The following is an 18,408-nucleotide window of genomic DNA, read 5'->3' on the forward strand; positions in this document are numbered from 1 at the left end:
AATCATTAAAAAACGGTAGCAAGTTACCTTAACTACCGTAAAAAATATAAACTATGAAAAAATTTTACATTTCAGTGATAATAAATTCACTTCTTCTATTTTTCTGATGTTCCTCTTCAGTACATGGAACATCATTAGAACAACCATTTACCAGTTGTGTTTCTCCATATCCTTTAGCAGTGAGCCTACTACGAGTAATTCCTTGTTTTACAATCCATTCCAAAGTGGACTTTGCGCGTCTGTCAGAAAGAGCTAAATTATATTGGTCAGAACCACGACTATCAGTATGTGATTTGATAGCAATCTTAATATTAGGATGCTCTTTCATCACCTCTACAATCTTAGCTAAATCCACTTCAGCATCAGAACGTATATTAGATTTATCAAAATCAAAATAAATAATCTCTATACCAAAGAATTTTGCTAAATCATCTCCCACTGTAACATTTTTCTTAATACTTTTCAAAAAGATTTCTTTATGAATTTCTCCTTTTTCTCGAATATTAATTTGTTCTTCAACCACTGCATAATTTTCCTTCTGAGCACGAACAAAAACAAAAGTATCATCACAATTCACTTGACTTTTTCCAAAGTCAAAATTACCATTTGTATCATTGGTTTTATGTATAATTTCTTTTTGCTCACTATCTGAGAGAGTAAGTAATACCCCTGAAAGCACCTCCTTAGTATCAATATCTTTTACAACCCCTTTTACAGTTTTATAACAATCAAACTCCAAAGGTCTTTTCTGTGTGAAGAAATAAATATCATCTTTACCTTTTCCTCCAGGACGATTAGAGGAAAGGAATCCCATGCCCTTTTGTTCATCAAGAACAAAGGCAAAATCATCATCTGGAGTATTACCAGGACGTCCTATATTCTGTAATCCTCTTAAGGAGCCATCTTTTTCTATTTTTATCGCAAAGATATCTAACCCTCCTAATCCAGGTAGTCCATCTGAAGCAAAGAAAAGCACATTATTATTGGAAATAAAAGGGAATGTCTCCCTGCCTTCAGTATTGATAATTTCCCCTAAATTCTCTGGTTTGCCATAAGTTCCCTTTTGGTGGTTTATTTTTACCCTAAAAATATCAGATTTTCCATGAGTTCCTGCTATATCAGCTGCAAAATAAAGATATTTTCCATCAGGAGTAAGCGCTGGATGGGCTACACTATATCCAACTACATTAAAAGGCAAGCGAATGGGATTTGACCATGTGTCGCCATTTTTCACAGAACGATACAATTCCAGAAGTAATTTTTCATCTACTTTTTTTCTTTTCTCCTCTTTGCTTTGAGGCACCTGATAATTACGAGTAAAATAAATAGTATCCAAACTCTTAGTGAAAACAGCACTGGACTCGTTTAGAGGAGTATTAAGTACAGAAGAAAAGCGTTCTTCTCCTTGTAGATTGCTATCTTTTAGAGTAGCTTTGAAAAGATCATAATACCCTTCTCCAGTCCATTTAGAAGCCTCCCTAAATAAAGACGGTTTCCTACTAGCCGTAAATACAACTGCATCGGTTCCATAGAAAGCCGTTCCATATTCAGAATATTCAGTATTAATATCTACAGGTTTTATAGTAAGACGACCTGAATTATCTTTGATAACTTGCAAATAATCGGTATGTTCTTCCAATTTACGTGCACGTAAGTCATCTCTTCCAGTAAGCTTTAGAAACTGTTTTAGGATATTACTAGCCTCCTCATAACGTTCTGCTGATTTTAAAGTCTGAGCATAACGATAATAATATTCAGCAGTAAGATTATAATTATCCTTTTGAGCATTTTTAAAGAGTTGGTCATACCATTTCAATGCATTTGTATAATCTGCATTAAAGTAATAAGAGTTTCCCAAATTTTCAAGGATTGTTTGATCTATATATCCCTGCTCGGCTATACGTTCATATATCTTAATCGCATCTACATAAGCGTATTTACTATAAAGTTCATTCGCTTTCTTAGCCTTCTTCTCATTCTCCTCCTTTTGTTTATTATCTACTTGTGCAAAAATAGAGGAAAAAGAAAGAAAGAGGAGAGAAAATATTGTTATCTTTTTTATCATTTTTTCGTTTTTTATAATCTATTAAATCAAAAGAAACGTGGGGAAATAATCCTCTTAGTTTCTCTAAAGAATTCATATCTTAAGAAGATCTCATGGGAACCTGAATTATATTTTCTCAAATCAGTAGTATCCCAATCATAAGCATAACCAATAAACCAATTTTTATCTATCTGAAAACCTGCCATTGCACTTACAGCGGCACTCCAACGCCAAGCAGCTCCTAAAGTGAAGCGTTCATTGAATAGAAAATTAGCCGAGAGGTCAAACTGTAAAGGGCTACCCTGCACCATTTTCATCAAAGCTGCAGGTTTGAATTTAGTATTTTCAGAAAGATCAAATACATATCCTCCCATAAGATTATAGTGTTGCTTTTCATTAACATCAGAAATTTTCCTATCATCTGTTTTGGAAAAAGTCTTTGTATCCAACAGATAAGGGATAGAAAATCCTATATAATATTTTTCTCCGTAATAATATACTCCAGCTCCTATATTAGGCAGAAAAGTACTCGGCTTACCATCGAAAGCATAATCATTGGCATCTATCAAGTGTAGCTTATTTCTATCAAAATTATACCAAGCCGCTGCTGCCTTCAATCCAAAAGCCAATTTAGATTCTTCGAATTCAATAGTATAAGAGAAATCTACATCAATAACATTAGTTTGTTGAGGTCCTATGCTTTCATGGTAAATAGCAGCTCCTAATCCTATATGCTTGGATTCAATAGGAGTATGGAAACTTAAGGTCGCCGTTTTAGGGGCTCCATCCAAACCAACCCATTGATTACGATATAATCCAAAAATACTAGTTCCTCCGCGAGAACCTGTATAGGCGGGATTAATCATCATTGTATTGTACATGTACTGTGTATATTGAGAGTCCTGTTGTGCATGTATCTGATCTGTCAGTATAATCAGCATTAGTAATACTGTAAATCGTATTCCTCTTTTTAACATATCTTTTTATTTATGACCGCGCAAAGTTACAATAAAAACAAATGATTATACAAATATTTTATTTCCTTAGAAATTAAAATTCAATTAGAAAATTATTAATAATCTAAAAAACAGCATCTTACATGTTTAAAAGTTATTAACAATTATAATATTTTTTTATTAAATAGTAATAAAATCATATTTTCAAGATTATTCATTCGTATCAAATTATATAGATAGACGCTCAAAACAAATATTTAGAAAAAAAATAGATCATCCTAAGAAAGAATGATCTATTTATAAAAAATAAATTATGAAAACCTTTATCTTATTCCATGCATCATGCGCTCTATCACTCTATTGAGAGAGACCATGACGATACCCAATATGAGCACAAAGGCTGAAATAGTGGCAAATACAGTACTTGCCCCTAACTCTACTACATAGGAAGAGATAAGTCCTGCAAGCATATTGGCAAAAGCAGTAGACATAATCCACACTCCCATAAATAAGGAAGCAAAACGTGCTGGGGAGAGTTTGGTTACAATAGAAAGTCCTACTGGTGAGAGGGAAAGCTCCCCTATGGTGTGTAGCAAATAAGTGAGAATCATCCAAATCATACTGGCTTTAACCATACCATCAGGATTATCTATGATATTAAAGCCACCATGCCATTCGGCACCTCTTTGGAAACCAGCAATAAGCATAAACCAGAATCCAATTCCCAATACAATTAGTCCAAATCCCATCTTCAAAGGAGTGTTGAGTGCTTGTCCCAAGCGGGTATTCCAAAAATAAGCAAATACTGGTGCTAATACTATCACAAAGAAAGGATTAACCATCTGCAACCAAGCAGTAGGTATCTCAAATCCAAATACATTTCTATCTATATATTTATTGGCATACAGATTAAAAGAAGCACCTGCCTGTTCCATCCCTGCGAAGAAGAATACAGCAAAGAAAAAGAAAATAAATATTACAGCAATTCTTTCCTTTTCTATACGTGTAAGAGGCGCCTTTTCTTCTTTTTCTTCACCTTTGTCTAAAACTTTAACATTTGCATTTTTAGGTTTTATTCCTATATCTCCTAAATATTTCTTACTCAAGAACACAAATAGAAGTTGTCCTAAAAGAGCACCTATAGAAGCGGCTAAGAATCCATAACGATAACCATGAGAAATCTGAAGAACACCATTTGCATCAGTATAAGTAGTTGCAAATATATTGTCAGCAAGTAATCCTACAATCAATGGAGCAGTTACAGAACCTAAGTTAATTCCCATGTAGAAAATAGAGAAAGCTGAATCCAAACGTTTATCCCCTGGTTCATATAAATCCCCAACAATAGAAGAAATATTAGGTTTGAAGAAACCATTACCAATAACCAATAAGAGTAAGCCCACATACAAGCCTATACGACCTATTAATTGATTGGACTGAATATCTTCTGCGGACAAATTAGATGCTGTAGAGGTAAATAGCTCAGGGGCAAAGAGGACAAATAGTGCTAATACTATGATAAATCCTCCAATAAGAATAGATTTACGCTGTCCCAAATATCTGTCAGAAAGCCATCCTCCGAAAAGAGGAGTGAAATAACAAAGTCCTGTTGCTATACCATAAAGAGTGGTACTAAACTTTTCATCATACCCAAGTCCTCCATTAAGCCATGTTGCTGTTAGGTAAAGCACCAAAATACCACGCATTGCATAGTAGCTGAAGCGCTCCCACATCCCTGTAAAAAACACAAGATAGAGCCCCGCTGGGTGTCCTTTTTTTTCTGTATTCATTATCTTATCTAATTTAAATTATGCTATTATATTTACAAATTATTTAAAACGAAATTGGTAAGTTTTTCATACAAATGGCGACGTGTATTTCCTCCATAAATACCATGATTTCTATCAGGATAAATAGCCCAATCAAAGCTCTTATTATATTGTACGAATGATTCTATTAATCTCATAGAGTTTTGTACATGTACATTATCATCAGCAGTACCATGTACTAAGAGGAATTTTTTATTCAAATTCTTAGCATAAGTAAGTGGAGAATTATTATCATATCCTTCTGGGTTCTCTTGAGGTGTTTGCATATATCGTTCTGTGTACACAGTGTCATAGAAGCGCCAATTAGTTACAGGAGCCACTGCTATGGACATTTTAAATACCTCACCTCTCAGAATACAGTTAGAAGCCATAAAACCACCAAAACTCCAACCCCAGATTCCTATACGACTCTTATCAATATACTTGTAATTACCTACAATCTTAGCAGCTTCTATTTGGTCTTCTAATTCATATTTACCTAACTGTTTATAAGTACATTTTTTGAAAGCCGCTCCTTTGTATCCTGTACCACGTCCATCTACACAAAGTACAATATATCCTTTTTGAGCAAGCATGTGATACCAGTAATCATTAGAATTATACCAAGAGTTATATACTTGTTGAGAACCAGGACCTGAATATTGAAACATAAATAATGGGTACTTCTTATTTTCATTAAAGTTAGCAGGCTTAATCATCCAAGCATTAAGCTTATCTCCATTTTTAGTAGTAATTTCAAAAAATTCCTTTTTACTCAAATCATATTGGGCTACCTTCTTTTCTAAATCATTATTATTAAGAATTTCTTTGATTATTTTACCTGTTTTACTATTATTCAATGTATAGATAGGTGGTTTGGCAACACTAGAATATTGATTGATAAACAATGAAAAATCAGGACTAAAAGTTGCATTATTAGTTCCTTTCTCAATAGCTAAGGCTTTCTTATCTTTACCTGAAAGAGCAATACTATAAATACCACGATTGATAGATCCCGGTTCAGTGGATTGGTAATAAATTTGTTTAGCTTTAGAATTATATCCATAATACTCAGTTACCTCCCATTTTCCTTGAGTAATTTGCTTAATTAATTTCCCATTTTTATCATAATGATAAAGATGATTATTTCCATCTTTTTCAGAAGAAATAATAAAGCTATTATCATCCAAGAAAGTAAGATCATCGGTGATACTTACATAAGCCTTATCTACTTCATGATATACAGATTTATATTTTTTAGTAGAAGCATCTACAAAGATGATGTTAAAATCATTCTGATGCCTATTTAGAGTTTGTACACTAAGAATATTTGCTTCTTTTGTCCATTGCAATCGTGGAATATAGTAAGCATCCAAAGGAATTCGTGTAGCCTTTCCTCCCTTTACATCATACAAATGAAGACTTACTACAGAATTTTTTTCACCTGCCTTTGGATATTTGAAAGTGTCCTCAGTAGGGTATAAGGTTGTTCCATAGATGTCCATAGAGAACTCTGGCACTTCATGTTCATCAAAACGAATATAAGCTAATTGTGTTCCATCAGCATTCCAATCAAAAGTTCTTACAATAGCAAATTCTTCTTCATATACCCAGTCGCTGGTACCATTAATAATTTTGTTCTTCTCTCCATCAAAAGTTACTTGTTGTTCTCTTTTAGATTGAGTATCATATATATAGATGTTATTCTTAAATACATAGGCTATTTTATCACCTTTAGGGGAGAAAAGAGGTTCTTGTATTTTTTTATCTGTTAGCTTAGTAAGTTCTTGTTTTTTAAGGTCAAAGATATAAAAATCAGCAAAAAAAGAACGTCTAAAAATTGGTTCACTATTGGTTGCTATAAGAAGCTTATCTTCTTGTTTGTTGAAAGTATAACTATCCACCCGCTTAATTTCTGAAAAATTCTTAGTATCAAAAAGCGTTTTTTCTTTTTCCAAAGTAGAAAAGTTATACAAATCAATGGTATAATTTGAGTTACTACGATCATAATTCAGCACTGTATACTGGTTGGTATTCTTCAATGCTGATAAATTAGACATTCTCTTGGAAGAAAAAGTATAATTTGTCCAAATGTCTTCCAGAGTGATCATTTTCTTTTGAGCACTCACATTCAATGAAATAGCCATTAAAAACAGCCATAAATAACAGATTTTAGTTCTCATTTTTAGAATATTTTTTGTAGAATACAATTTTACGTTTTTTTTTAATATAACAGTATTTTTTATGCTTTTTTTAATATTATTAAGTAAAAACCTTGTTTAAAATAATACAATTATCTAATTATCAGATACATATAATAAAACGAACAATTTTTTAGTAAAAAGGCGACTTGGTGAAAGCAAGTCGCCTTTTAATATTCTTCTCTTTTTTTATTTGTTATTTAAAGAATGAATGTGCCGTAATATCTACTCTTTCTGTACCTTCTTTGGAGAACTTAACCAATTGCTTCACCCAATAGAAGAAAAATCCCAATAGTACTACTAACATAATCCATGTAATGATATTAGCCCACCACCAAGAAGAGAGTTCTAAGTGTCTTAAATAATCATAAGGAGCAAAGGCTATTTCCTCAAAGAAATATTTAATTTCTCTAAAAAATGTTGTCATAATGTTGTTGTTTTTAACTGGTGCAAATATACAATTTTTTTCTATTTTTTTACTTCTAAAAAAACTTTTTTTCCTTTTTCTATTTTTTCCGTATGTCTTACATATATCAGTTCTCCTTTATCCTCCTTACAAACTATTAAATAATGACTTCCTTGAAAAAAGCAATTTTGTATAATAACTTTCCAATTGGACTGAGGCACAATAGTGATTTGATGAGGATATAAAAGAAGTTTTTTTTCTCCTTTATTCACCTTATTTACAAGATCAAAGAGAGAAGCTATATATTCATTTTGTGTATGATACACCCTATCAGGCGTATCTATAAGAAGCTGCCTTCCTTCCTGAAGTATCATAATTTTATCCGAGAAACCTAAGGCTTCATTACTTTCATGAGTAGCTATAATACAAGTAATCCTATTTTCTTTAAGAAAAGTAAAGAGATTTTGTCGTATTTTATTCTTCAAAAAGCTATCTGTCTGGCTAAAGGGTTCATCTAAGAGAAGCACTTCAGGAGCTTGAGCCAATACCTGTGCCAATCCTATACGCTGTTGCTGTCCACCACTGAGAAAAATTGGTTTCACCTTGGCATAGTCCTGCATCAGGGTCATCTCCAGCAGCTCTTGCACACGAGCACGCTTTTTACGCAAGTCAAGGTTAGAGAGGTACTTCCCTACATTTTCCTCCACTGTCATATAAGGCATCAGGCCGAAATCCTGCGCTAAGTACTTCATCTTAGCAAAACCAGGCACCAGATTGTGCGAAGGGCCTAAGACTGCTGTCCCTCTCCAAGAAATCTTACCTTGCTCAAGGTCAAATAAGCCATAGATAGCCTTGAGCAAGGTCGACTTGCCCGAACCACTTGCGCCCACTATGGAGAGTACCTCCCCTGGGGCAAGGGAGAAGTGAATACTGTCAAGTACCTTAGTATCGGTATAAGTATAAGATAGATTTTCAACGATAAGCATCTGCAGACTATTTGGTGGGGCAAAAATAAGAATTATTTTCAAGATAGCCACTTATTCATTTGTTTGTTGTATCTTTGCCAAAAATTTTTCTTTATGAAAGCATGGCTCAGTAGGCTCAAACCATTCTTGTATGTAGGTGGTTTGTATATAGTTATCTCTTTTATCCTTAGAATTATCTTTATGGGGCACCCCATTACCAGCACCTCCTTTTCGTGGGGTCAGGTCTTGGGAATGCTTCTTGTGGGCACCCTGAACGATGTGTTTATCATCATCTTGGCCAGTAGTATATTAGTGCTCTACTTCCTTTTTATTGCCAATGTGAAGTACCAAAAGCCCTATGGCTATATTATCCTTGGGGCAATGCTCTTGCTCTTGGGCTATATAGCGTTTGTCCCCAACAATATTTTCTACCAATATGGAGGCTCAGTTGAGGAAATCGCCTTGTACTTCTTTGGGGCAAAGACTCTTTGCTTTGCAGCGATGCTCTTTGCGGGTAAGTGGCGCAAGCAAGTGCGTAATGTACTCTATTTCATTACCTTATTTATCTATACCTTTGCTATAGTGATGAATGCTGTTAGCGAATATTTCTTTTGGAATGAGTTCGGGATACGGTACAACTTTATCGCGGTGGATTACCTCATCTACACCACAGAGGTTATCGGAAATATTATGGAGAGCTACCCTGTAGTACCGCTCTTCTCAGGAGTATTTGTCGTGGTACTTGCTCTGACTATTTTCCTCTATAAGAAAACAAAATCTACCCTTGAGACTATCCCTAGCCTTAAAGAAAAAGGCTTGTTCTTGGGGGGCTATGTGGCATTGTTCCTCTTGAGCTTGTGGGCTACCCCTAAGTTTGACGATATCAAGTCCAACAACGTATTTGTTCAGGAGATACGCGCCAACGGGGTCTATAAGTTCTATTATGCTTTCACCCATAGCGAGCTGGATTTCTTCCAGTTCTACCCTACCCTACCCGAAGAGGAAGCAAGAACCACCTTTTTCAAGCATTTTAAGACACAGCTGGTAGAGACCCCTATACCAAGCTGTGAGACACGATACTATAATTCTGTTAAGCAGCTACCATATTCTGTAGTAGGATATTCTGTAAAAGGAAATATTGACGAACAGCATAAAAATGTGGTGCTTATCTCAGTAGAGAGTCTCTCTGCGGAGTTTATGGCTGCTTATGGCAATACAGAGGGCATTACTTCCTTCCTCGATAGCTTAGCGCAAAAGAGTATTTTCCTGACCAACTTATACGCTACGGGCAACCGCACAGTGCGAGGTTTGGAGGCTTTGACCCTTTGTGTACCTCCTACCCCTGGTGAGAGTATCGTTAAGCGCAAGGATAACAAGGACAAATTCACCACGGGGAGTGTCTTCAAGTCCAAAGGGTATAGTGTCAAATACCTCTATGGGGGGTATAGCTATTTTGACAATATGAAAGACTTCTTCGCTGGTAACGGCTACGATATCATAGATAGAGACAACTTTACTCCAGAGGAGATTACCTTTGCCAACATCTGGGGGGTCAGTGATGAAGATATGGCTCGCAAAGCCATTAAGGAGATGAACGCCCAAGCAAAAACAGGCAAACCGTTCTTTAACCACTGGATGACCGTGAGCAATCACCGTCCTTTTACCTATCCAGAAGGTCGCATTGATATCCCTGGTACGGCTAAGTCGCGCCAAGGTGGGGTAAAATATACTGACTATGCACTCAAGCTGTTCTTTGAGTTGGCTAAAAAAGAATCGTGGTTTAAGGATACGGTATTTGTGATTGTTGCCGACCACTGCGCTTCGAGTGCTGGGCGTACCGAATTGCCTTTGGATAGATACCGTATTCCCTGCCTTATCTATGCTGACTTCTTAGAAGCCGAACAGATAGATAAGCTCGCTTCTCAAATAGACGTGATGCCTACCGTAATGGGACTCTTAAACTTTTCTTATGAGAGCAAGTTCTTAGGTCAGAATATTCGCACATGGTATTACCAACCGCGTGCCTATATAGCTACCTACCGAGAGCTGGGATACCTTACCCCTGACACTCTTTCCATTATCAAGCCTTTGCGTGAGCAGATACAATATAAAATTGTTCCAGAGGCAGAACAACCTAAGGCGGAGCTTCCTATTTTTTACCAACAGCTCAAAGTAGCTCAACCTGATGAAAAGCTGATGAAAGAATGTATTTCCGCTTACGAGACTACCTATTTCTTGCTAAAGAAAGGGGAACTGAATAAGTAGGTGATGTAGTAATGAGTCAATGAGTCAATGAGTCGATTTGGCGATGAGGCGATGAATTGAGATATAATTTATTACCAATTGAACAATGTGTCAATGGATTTAGAACTGAGTACTTTTATCCCTATCATCAAGGAGATGGTATACCATATCTCTATTGATGATTATGCTTCCATAGAGCGCAAGGGTCAAAATGGAGATATCCTTGTAGAGGATTTGGCTTATGTAATTCATTTGTATCCTTATACGATAATTCCTTTGCCTGATGAAGCCTTTGACCTAGCGGAAAGTTATTTTATTGAGGAGAAAAAGAGCCTTGATGTATATATTCCCTTCTGGACAAAAGAAGAAGGCAGAAGCGACCTGATGCTTGCACTTTCCTGCTATATAAATGATGGGGCTGAGGAAGTCATTATCTATGATGTATATATACCTTAAGAAAGTCTTTGTATAACCATGTTACGAGTACTATGAGAAGGTAATATCGTTTTACATTTTCGGATAACTCTAATTATAAAATATATGAGGTTCTTTAGTTGTGTTGCACAAGTATATGCTTATAAAAAATATGAGGTTTTCTACGAAAGTATCCACTACATAAGGGATTATTTAGAGGGAGACTGGCAAGATGCTATAGGAGGTATCCTTATAAAAGAATGGAAAGATAAGGATAAGATACTCAGACCTGCTGAAGAATATCCTGATGAAATCTTTGTACAATATCCTGATAAGGTATATGATATAATGAAATTTAATTACTTTAAGAAGGTAAGCCTAGCTATAAGGGTATTCCCTAGAGTTACCCAATGTAAGACTTATGCCCGTTATTACAAAAAGGAAGAAGTCATTAGGGAATATACCATAAAAAAAGAATACCTCCATATAGACCCTGTATTTATAGCTGAGGACTATGAGGAACTGAGCAATGAGGAAATACACAAGAAATTCTGTGATGATCTTTACGACCTCTTAGAGTACTATCTACTAAAGTATAAGAAACGTTTTACAGATTTTAATGCAGAAGCATTTCTCCCTTTTCTTAAGGAGAGACTTCTTTCTATCAAGGAACGTAAATTTCCTACTTGGGAAGAAGAAAAAGCCCTTAGAGCACAGCAACCCAAAGTAGAAGTAATCCCTGACAAAGGAAATATTTTCGAGAACAAAAAGAAAAAGAAGACCTCAAAACCTTAATACTTTTGAAGTTATAAAGCCATTTTATGCCTACTACCACTATGACAAAGGTAGCTTCTACTAATAACTCTGATATACTCAGGCCTATCGGGTTAAATACTCTAAATAAATTATCGTATCTTTGCCCAATAGATGTATCCCAAAAGAACTATCACTTAATGATTGATTTTGAACCCTTTACAAAACTATTTTATGTCTATCATCAGAGAACTCAGGGGGAAAGCTCCCATTATAGGAAAGAACGTATTTATAGCCGAGACAGCCGTCCTTATCGGTGAGGTTACCCTCGGAGAGGATTGTAGTGTATGGTACAATGCCGTCCTTAGGGGCGATGTGAATGCTATTGTTATCGGTAACAAAGTGAATATACAGGACAATGTCATGGTACACTGTACCTATCAGAAAACCTCTACCACTATCGGCAACAATGTCTCCATAGGGCACAATGCCATCATACATGGCTGTACCCTCAGGGACAATGTACTTATTGGTATGGGGGCGATTGTCTTGGACGGCTGTGTAGTGGAGAGCAACTCCATCGTGGCAGCAGGAGCGGTCGTTACCAAAGGCACCCATATAGGTTCGGGTGAGGTATGGGCAGGTATCCCCGCTAAGAAGATTAAGAACATATCCCCTGAACTTACCGAAGGAGAAATAAACCGTATCGCCAATGCTTATGTGAAGTATGCACAGTGGTACCAAGAAAGTGAAGAGTGAAGAGTGAAAAATGAATAGTGAAAAGTAAAAAAAATGAAAGAAGAACAAATCCTTATCAAAGGAGCTAAATTACATAATCTTAAAAATATCAGTGTAGCTATTCCCAAGGGGAAATTAGTGGTGGTAACGGGGCTTTCAGGCTCTGGAAAATCTACATTGGCCTTCGATACCCTCTATGCGGAGGGACAACGCCGCTATGTGGAAAGCCTAAGTTCCTATGCCCGCCAGTTCTTGGGTAGGCTGGACAAGCCTAAGGTGGATTTCATTGAGAACATCTCCCCTGCTATTGCTATTGAACAGAAAGTCAATACCAGCAATCCTCGCTCCACTGTGGGTACCTCCACTGAAGTGTATGACTACCTAAAGCTACTCTTTGCACGAGTGGGACATACCTTTTCCCCTATATCGGGTAGAGAGGTTAAGAAAGATACCGTCTCCGATGTGGTGGATTTTATACTTTCTTTTCCCGATGAGCACAAGCTATTGCTCCTCTCCCCTATTACCCTTAGTGCTGGGCGTACCTACGAGCAAACCCTTCGCCTATTAGAAGAGCAGGGATATGCCCGTATTAAGTACCAAGGGGAAGTCGTACGCCTTAGTGATTTGGATTTCAAGAAGGTCAAAAGCGACTTTCAATTAGTCATAGAGCGTATTGTAGTAGATCATGAAGAAGAAACAGCTCAGCGCTTAGCCGACTCGGTAGGGACAGCTTTTTTTGAGGGAAAAGGAATCTGTAGCGTGGAGGACTTAACCACTGGTAAGGAACATCACTTTTCCAACCAGTTTGAAGCCGATGGAATTACCTTTTTGGAACCCAATGTACAACTCTTTAGCTTTAACAACCCTTATGGGGCTTGTCCTGTGTGTGAGGGTTATGGCGACACTATAGGTTTAGACGAGACGCTCATTGTCCCCAATACCTCCCTTTCGGTGTATGACAATGCGATTTACCCTTGGCGTGGGGAAACCATGTCGTGGTTCAAAGACCAGTTGGTCAATAATGCCTATAAGTTTGATTTTCCTATTCATCGTCCTTGGTATGAGTTGACTGAGGCAGAAAAACAACTTGTATGGGACGGTAATGAGTATTTTACAGGGCTCACCGCCTTCTTCAAGGAATTGGAGGAAAAGAACTATAAGATACAGAATAGGGTGATGCTTGCCCGCTACCGTGGTAAGACTACCTGCTATGCCTGTGGAGGCAAGCGACTCCGCCCCGAAGCCAATTATGTGCATATAGGAGGCAAGTCTATTTCGGACTTGGTTTCTATGCCGATCTCCGACTTGATAGTTTTCTTTGACAATCTCACCCTCAGCCCCTACGAACAGAAGGTTTCCGAACGCCTCTTAAGGGAGATACACAATCGCCTACACTACCTCTTGGATGTGGGGCTGGGTTACTTAACCCTCAACCGCAAATCCAACAGCCTGTCAGGGGGAGAGAGCCAGCGCATTAACTTGGCCACCTCCTTGGGTAGCAGCTTGGTTGGTTCTATGTACATCTTGGACGAACCCAGTATTGGGCTACACCCCAAGGACACCGAGCGCCTTATTCATGTGCTCAAATCTCTTAGAGATTTGGGCAATACCGTTATCGTCGTGGAACACGATGAAGATATTATGAAAGCTGCCGACTATATCATAGATATAGGTCCTGAAGCGGGAACCCTTGGTGGTGAGGTGGTCGCTACTGGTACCTATAAGGAAATCCTCCAAGCACCAACCCTTACTGGGGAGTACCTCAGCGGTAGGCGCACTATAGAAATGCCTAAGAAAGCACGTACCTCCAAGCACTTTATCGAAATCAAAGGCGCCCGTGCCAATAACCTAAAGAATATAGATGTTACCTTCCCCTTGGATATGCTCACCGTAGTAACCGGTGTATCTGGTAGCGGGAAGAGTACCTTAGTGAAGCATATCCTCTACCCTGCCCTTTTGCGCAAGCTCGACCAACCTACGGACAAGATAGGCGAGTACAGCAGTATGGACGGAAAGTTCTCCCATATCAAGTGGGTTGAGTTTGTCGACCAAAACCCCATAGGAAAGTCTACTCGCTCCAATCCTGTAACTTATATCAAGGCTTACGATGATATTCGTCAGCTCTTTGCCTCCCAAAAGCTCGCCAAGATGCGGGGCTATACTGCCAAACACTTCTCTTTCAATACTGAAGGAGGTCGTTGTGAGACCTGTAAGGGTGAAGGAGAGGTTACCATAGAGATGCAATTCATGGCTGATGTACACCTAACTTGCGAGGCCTGCGATGGCAAGCGCTTTAAGCCTGAGATTCTGGAGGTTACCTTCCAAGGGAAAAACATATACGACCTCTTGGAAACCACCATTGACGATGCCATAGCCTTCTTTACTCAGCACAAGCAGGAGAAAATCGCCCAAAAGCTACTTCCCTTGCAGGAAGTAGGCTTAGGCTACGTAACCTTAGGTCAGCCCTCCTCTACCCTTTCGGGGGGGGAAGCCCAGCGTATCAAGTTGGCTTCCTTCTTAGTGAAATCCTATCAGGAGACCCCTACCCTATTCATCTTTGACGAACCTACCACAGGGCTTCACTTCCACGATATAGGCAAACTGCTACGCTCCTTCAATGCTTTGATTGAGCGCGGACATTCCATCATCGTCATTGAACACAATGTAGAGGTCATTCGCCGAGCTGACTATATCATAGACTTAGGTCCAGAAGGAGGAGCCTTAGGAGGCAACCTTGTCGCGGCAGGTACCCCAGAGGAGATTAAAAAGAATAAAAACAGCTATACAGGACAATATCTATGAATAAGCAAGCCCTCCGAACCCTCTATAAGCAAAAGCGGGCAGCCATTACCCCAACGCAGCAAGCCCTACTAAGCCAGCAGATAGCTCTGCAAACGCTACAGCTTCCCATTTGGGATAAGCAGGTTTTCCACTGCTTTCTTTCTATCCTCTCCTTTGGCGAGGTAGATACCAGCTACCTTATCCGCCTTATCTTGGAGCGAGGCAAGCAATTGGTCGTCTCCCGTACCGTTATGGAGACCGTACGTATGGAGCACTTCCTTTATGACCCTTCCCTAATACAAACCAACAACAAATGGCATATCCCTGAACCACAAGGGGGCACCCTTGTGAAAAGTGAAGAGATCGAAGTGGTCTTTATTCCCCTCTTAGCCTATGATATCAAGGGCAACCGTGTAGGCTATGGCAAGGGTTTTTATGACCATTTTTTAGCCGAATGCCTGACAACTACCCTCAAAGTGGGGCTTTCCTTCTTCCTGCCTGAAACCGCTATAGAGGGTATCAGGAAAGAAGATATTCCTTTAGACTACGTACTAACTCCTGAGAGAGTTTTTAAGTTTTGAGGTAGAAATTATAGAGGTAAAAGTAACAATATGGTAATCTTCTAGTATATAGAAAATTGTATAAATCAAATCAACCATCATGAAACAATGGAAATTAAAGAGTTATTCTCTATCAGTACAAAGGAGAAATTATCTGATAAGATATTACAAGTGATAATCTTTTGTTAAAGTATCACTAGAGATAAAAAAATGTACTACTTTTACGGCTGTTAATCATAAATATATACAAATATGAGTACACAAGCTGAATTAATTGAGCTTTACACTGCTGACTTAAAAGAAAAATGTGGTGTAGCAGAACCTGATATGGAACTACTAACAAAAGTAACTAAGGGATTAGGTCCTTCTATTTACAATAATGATGCTTCCAAAGTTTCAGGCTCTGACCAAGGAGAATTGGACTTGGTAAAGAACAATTTCCTAATCAAAAAGTTAGGATTAAAAGACAGTCCTGAACTGGATACCGCCATTAATAGTGTACTAGAAAAATACGGTAAGTCCAACAAGAACAAGTATCGTGCAGTAGTTTATTACTTATTGACCAAACATTTCAAGAAAGAAAGTGTATACAATAAATAATGCACTACAACAAACTTTCAGAGGCTGCCATTATGTGAGGTAGCCTTTTTTCATTAAATATAAAAAATGAAGAAAAAAATAGCCCTATATCTGTTCATTGTCTTTGCAGTAGCCTGCGAGCACAATCAAAAAGAAAATACATCTCAAAGACAAGAATCAAAAAGTGTGTATATCAAAAAATACACCTATCCTGAACTCTCAGAGAAAGCTGCAGAGAATATTCGTGATTGGTATGAATTGAAAACCATTTACCAAATTCTGTTGAGCATTTCTCCTGAACGTCAAGCAGTCTCTATATTACAAAATATTAATCCTGATTCCCTCTATGTATATAAAAGGCTCTACCCTAACACCAGGGAGAATATACAGATTAACGGAAGCATACAACAGGATTGGCGTGCATCAGAGAGCCCTTCTGATACTATTTATAAGTTTGTCAAGCGCAAAGCTGATGAAAATGCTTCTTTTGCTTGGCAAGAAATGTTGCTCAAAGATATTCCTTATACTTTTTCTATACGGGTTACCCCTTCCTCTGGTATCAAGACAATAAAAATGGAAATCATTCGCCAGAAAGACAAGAAAGCTATTCGAGAGCAGTTCCTCCATTTGGATAGTCTTTCTCTCAATACATTAGAGCCTTACACCAAACTTACATCTCTTGCTGAAGGTTGGCTTAAAGTGGATATGCAAGTAGAAACTCCTTTGTATGGAGAATATACTTTTACTATTATATATGACGAAAAAGAAGTAGCTGAGGACTACATTTCTTTTTACCGAACAGAGCTTCTTTTGCCTGAAAAATACCAAGAAGAAATAGAAAAATCAGCTGAAAAACTCTTAAGTAAAGAGAAAAACATCAAAAGTTCCTATAACAGTATCTATTTTTGGCTTTTTCAGTTAGAAGATGAAATCCGACAGCTATGGGCGAAAGGAAATTTTCCTGAAAAACTTAATCGTGATGAGATAAAATCCCGTCTCAAACTCTTTGAAACTTATGTAAGAAGCCTCTCAAGTGAAGTAAAGGAAAATCCTAACCTAAACAAGGAAGAAGTACAACAAGGAATCTTAAACATTCGTAATGCATTTTCTTCGGTAATTCGTTATATCAATTTTCTTAATGAAGAGAGTCTTGATGATAAGCTTGGAACACTCCTAAACAGTAGTGATACCCTCACTATCAATCCTCACAAAACACCTCCTTCGAAAGAATGATACATACCAAAGCCATTGTCCTCTCTCATTTAAAGTTCCAGGAGACCAGCCTTATTGTACGCTGTTATACACTGGAAGGAGTACGCTCATACCTACTCAAGGGAGTATTAGTACCTAAAAAAAAAGCTATTACCCCTGCATATTTTGAGCCTCTAAGCCAGTTGGAACTTATCACTACAGAGCGTAATGATGGGACTTTAGAATATATCAAGGAAGTAAAGATAAACTATCCTTATAAGAAGCTACATCAGAGTGTCATACGCAGCTCTGTACTATTCTTTTTAGCAGAAATAGGGAGCAGTGTACTGAAGGAAGAACATCCCAACCTCCCTCTTTTTTCCTTCTGGGAAGAAAGTTTACAGTGGTATGATCAAGCTGAAAGTTTTACCAATTTTCATCTAAAATTTCTTGTAGACCTCACTCTTTACTTAGGAGTATTACCCAATACTTCTGCTATGGAATTGCCTTATTTTGACCTGGAAGCAGGGGTATTTGTTTCTGTGCACAATGGGCATTTTCTTATGAATGAGAAGGAAAGCCTCCTCTTAAAATTCTTCCTCACCCACTCCATGGAGGAGATTAGCCAACTGAAAATGAGCCGAGAGGAGCGTAATGACCTCTTAGAACAACTGCTGAACTACTATCGCTGGCACCTACCCGCCTTTAAGATTCCCCACTCATGGGAAGTCCTTAAAAGCGTGCTATAGACTTGCTTTCTAAGGAAAT

Annotated in this window: 15 protein-coding genes; 9 read left to right on the plus strand and 6 right to left on the minus strand. The window is 37.8% G+C overall.

The genetic code is table 11. The annotated features are described in order from the left end of the window. Positions 1–64 precede the first annotated feature (64 nt). From HMPREF9071_RS09405 to HMPREF9071_RS09430, 6 genes are all read right to left on the minus strand, one after another. Positions 65–2,065, minus strand: a complete 2,001-nt coding sequence (locus tag HMPREF9071_RS09405; RefSeq protein WP_009746395.1) for an OmpA family protein — start codon at positions 2,063–2,065, stop codon at positions 65–67. Between the two features lie 26 nt (positions 2,066–2,091). Beyond that, positions 2,092–3,021, minus strand: a complete 930-nt coding sequence (locus HMPREF9071_RS09410) for a type IX secretion system membrane protein PorP/SprF (RefSeq protein WP_009746396.1) — start codon at positions 3,019–3,021, stop codon at positions 2,092–2,094. Between the two features lie 302 nt (positions 3,022–3,323). After that, positions 3,324–4,790 (minus strand): peptide MFS transporter, encoded by a 1,467-nt coding sequence (locus HMPREF9071_RS09415; protein ID WP_009746397.1) that lies wholly within the window; start codon positions 4,788–4,790, stop codon positions 3,324–3,326. A 32-nt stretch (positions 4,791–4,822) separates the two neighbouring features. Beyond that, on the minus strand, positions 4,823–6,991 hold the full coding sequence (locus HMPREF9071_RS09420) for a S9 family peptidase (protein ID WP_009746398.1): 2,169 nt from the start codon (positions 6,989–6,991) through the stop codon (positions 4,823–4,825). Positions 6,992–7,205: 214 nt separating this feature from the next. Then, complete coding sequence (locus HMPREF9071_RS09425) at positions 7,206–7,436, minus strand: hypothetical protein (protein ID WP_009746399.1); 231 nt, start codon at positions 7,434–7,436, stop codon at positions 7,206–7,208. A 41-nt stretch (positions 7,437–7,477) separates the two neighbouring features. Continuing rightward, entirely contained in the window at positions 7,478–8,401 is a 924-nt protein-coding gene (locus HMPREF9071_RS09430) for an ABC transporter ATP-binding protein (RefSeq protein WP_040358094.1), read from the minus strand. A 93-nt stretch (positions 8,402–8,494) separates the two neighbouring features. Here HMPREF9071_RS09430 and HMPREF9071_RS09435 point away from each other — a divergent pair, with 93 nt between their 5' ends. The 9 genes from HMPREF9071_RS09435 (at position 8,495) to recO (ending at position 18,389) form a co-directional block, all read left to right on the plus strand. After that, a complete protein-coding gene (locus HMPREF9071_RS09435; protein WP_009746401.1) occupies positions 8,495–10,645 on the plus strand; it encodes an LTA synthase family protein in 2,151 nt (716 codons plus the stop codon). Positions 10,646–10,738: 93 nt separating this feature from the next. After that, the gene (locus tag HMPREF9071_RS09440) at positions 10,739–11,080 is read left to right on the plus strand and encodes a hypothetical protein (protein ID WP_009746402.1); all 342 of its coding nucleotides are present in this window, start codon (positions 10,739–10,741) and stop codon (positions 11,078–11,080) included. Between the two features lie 84 nt (positions 11,081–11,164). Beyond that, positions 11,165–11,833, plus strand: coding sequence for a hypothetical protein (locus tag HMPREF9071_RS09445; protein ID WP_009746403.1), 669 nt, complete (start codon positions 11,165–11,167; stop codon positions 11,831–11,833). Positions 11,834–12,025: 192 nt separating this feature from the next. After that, positions 12,026–12,550 (plus strand): gamma carbonic anhydrase family protein, encoded by a 525-nt coding sequence (locus HMPREF9071_RS09450; RefSeq protein ID WP_009746404.1) that lies wholly within the window; start codon positions 12,026–12,028, stop codon positions 12,548–12,550. Between the two features lie 33 nt (positions 12,551–12,583). Then, complete coding sequence (gene uvrA, locus HMPREF9071_RS09455) at positions 12,584–15,331, plus strand: excinuclease ABC subunit UvrA (protein WP_009746405.1); 2,748 nt, start codon at positions 12,584–12,586, stop codon at positions 15,329–15,331. After that, entirely contained in the window at positions 15,328–15,891 is a 564-nt protein-coding gene (locus HMPREF9071_RS09460; RefSeq protein WP_009746406.1) for a 5-formyltetrahydrofolate cyclo-ligase, read from the plus strand. The genes uvrA and HMPREF9071_RS09460 overlap by 4 nt, the downstream gene beginning before the upstream one ends. A 231-nt stretch (positions 15,892–16,122) precedes the next feature. Then, a complete protein-coding gene (locus HMPREF9071_RS09465) occupies positions 16,123–16,470 on the plus strand; it encodes a DUF2853 family protein (protein WP_009746407.1) in 348 nt (115 codons plus the stop codon). Positions 16,471–16,536: 66 nt separating this feature from the next. Next, positions 16,537–17,682: a hypothetical protein gene (locus tag HMPREF9071_RS09470; RefSeq protein WP_009746408.1), complete on the plus strand. Its 1,146-nt coding sequence runs from the start codon at positions 16,537–16,539 to the stop codon at positions 17,680–17,682. Next, a complete protein-coding gene (recO, locus tag HMPREF9071_RS09475) occupies positions 17,679–18,389 on the plus strand; it encodes a DNA repair protein RecO (protein ID WP_009746409.1) in 711 nt (236 codons plus the stop codon). The genes HMPREF9071_RS09470 and recO overlap by 4 nt, the downstream gene beginning before the upstream one ends. Positions 18,390–18,408: the final 19 nt, after the last annotated feature.

It is taken from the genome of Capnocytophaga sp. oral taxon 338 str. F0234 (assembly GCF_000192225.1).
Lineage (GTDB): Bacteria > Bacteroidota > Bacteroidia > Flavobacteriales > Flavobacteriaceae > Capnocytophaga.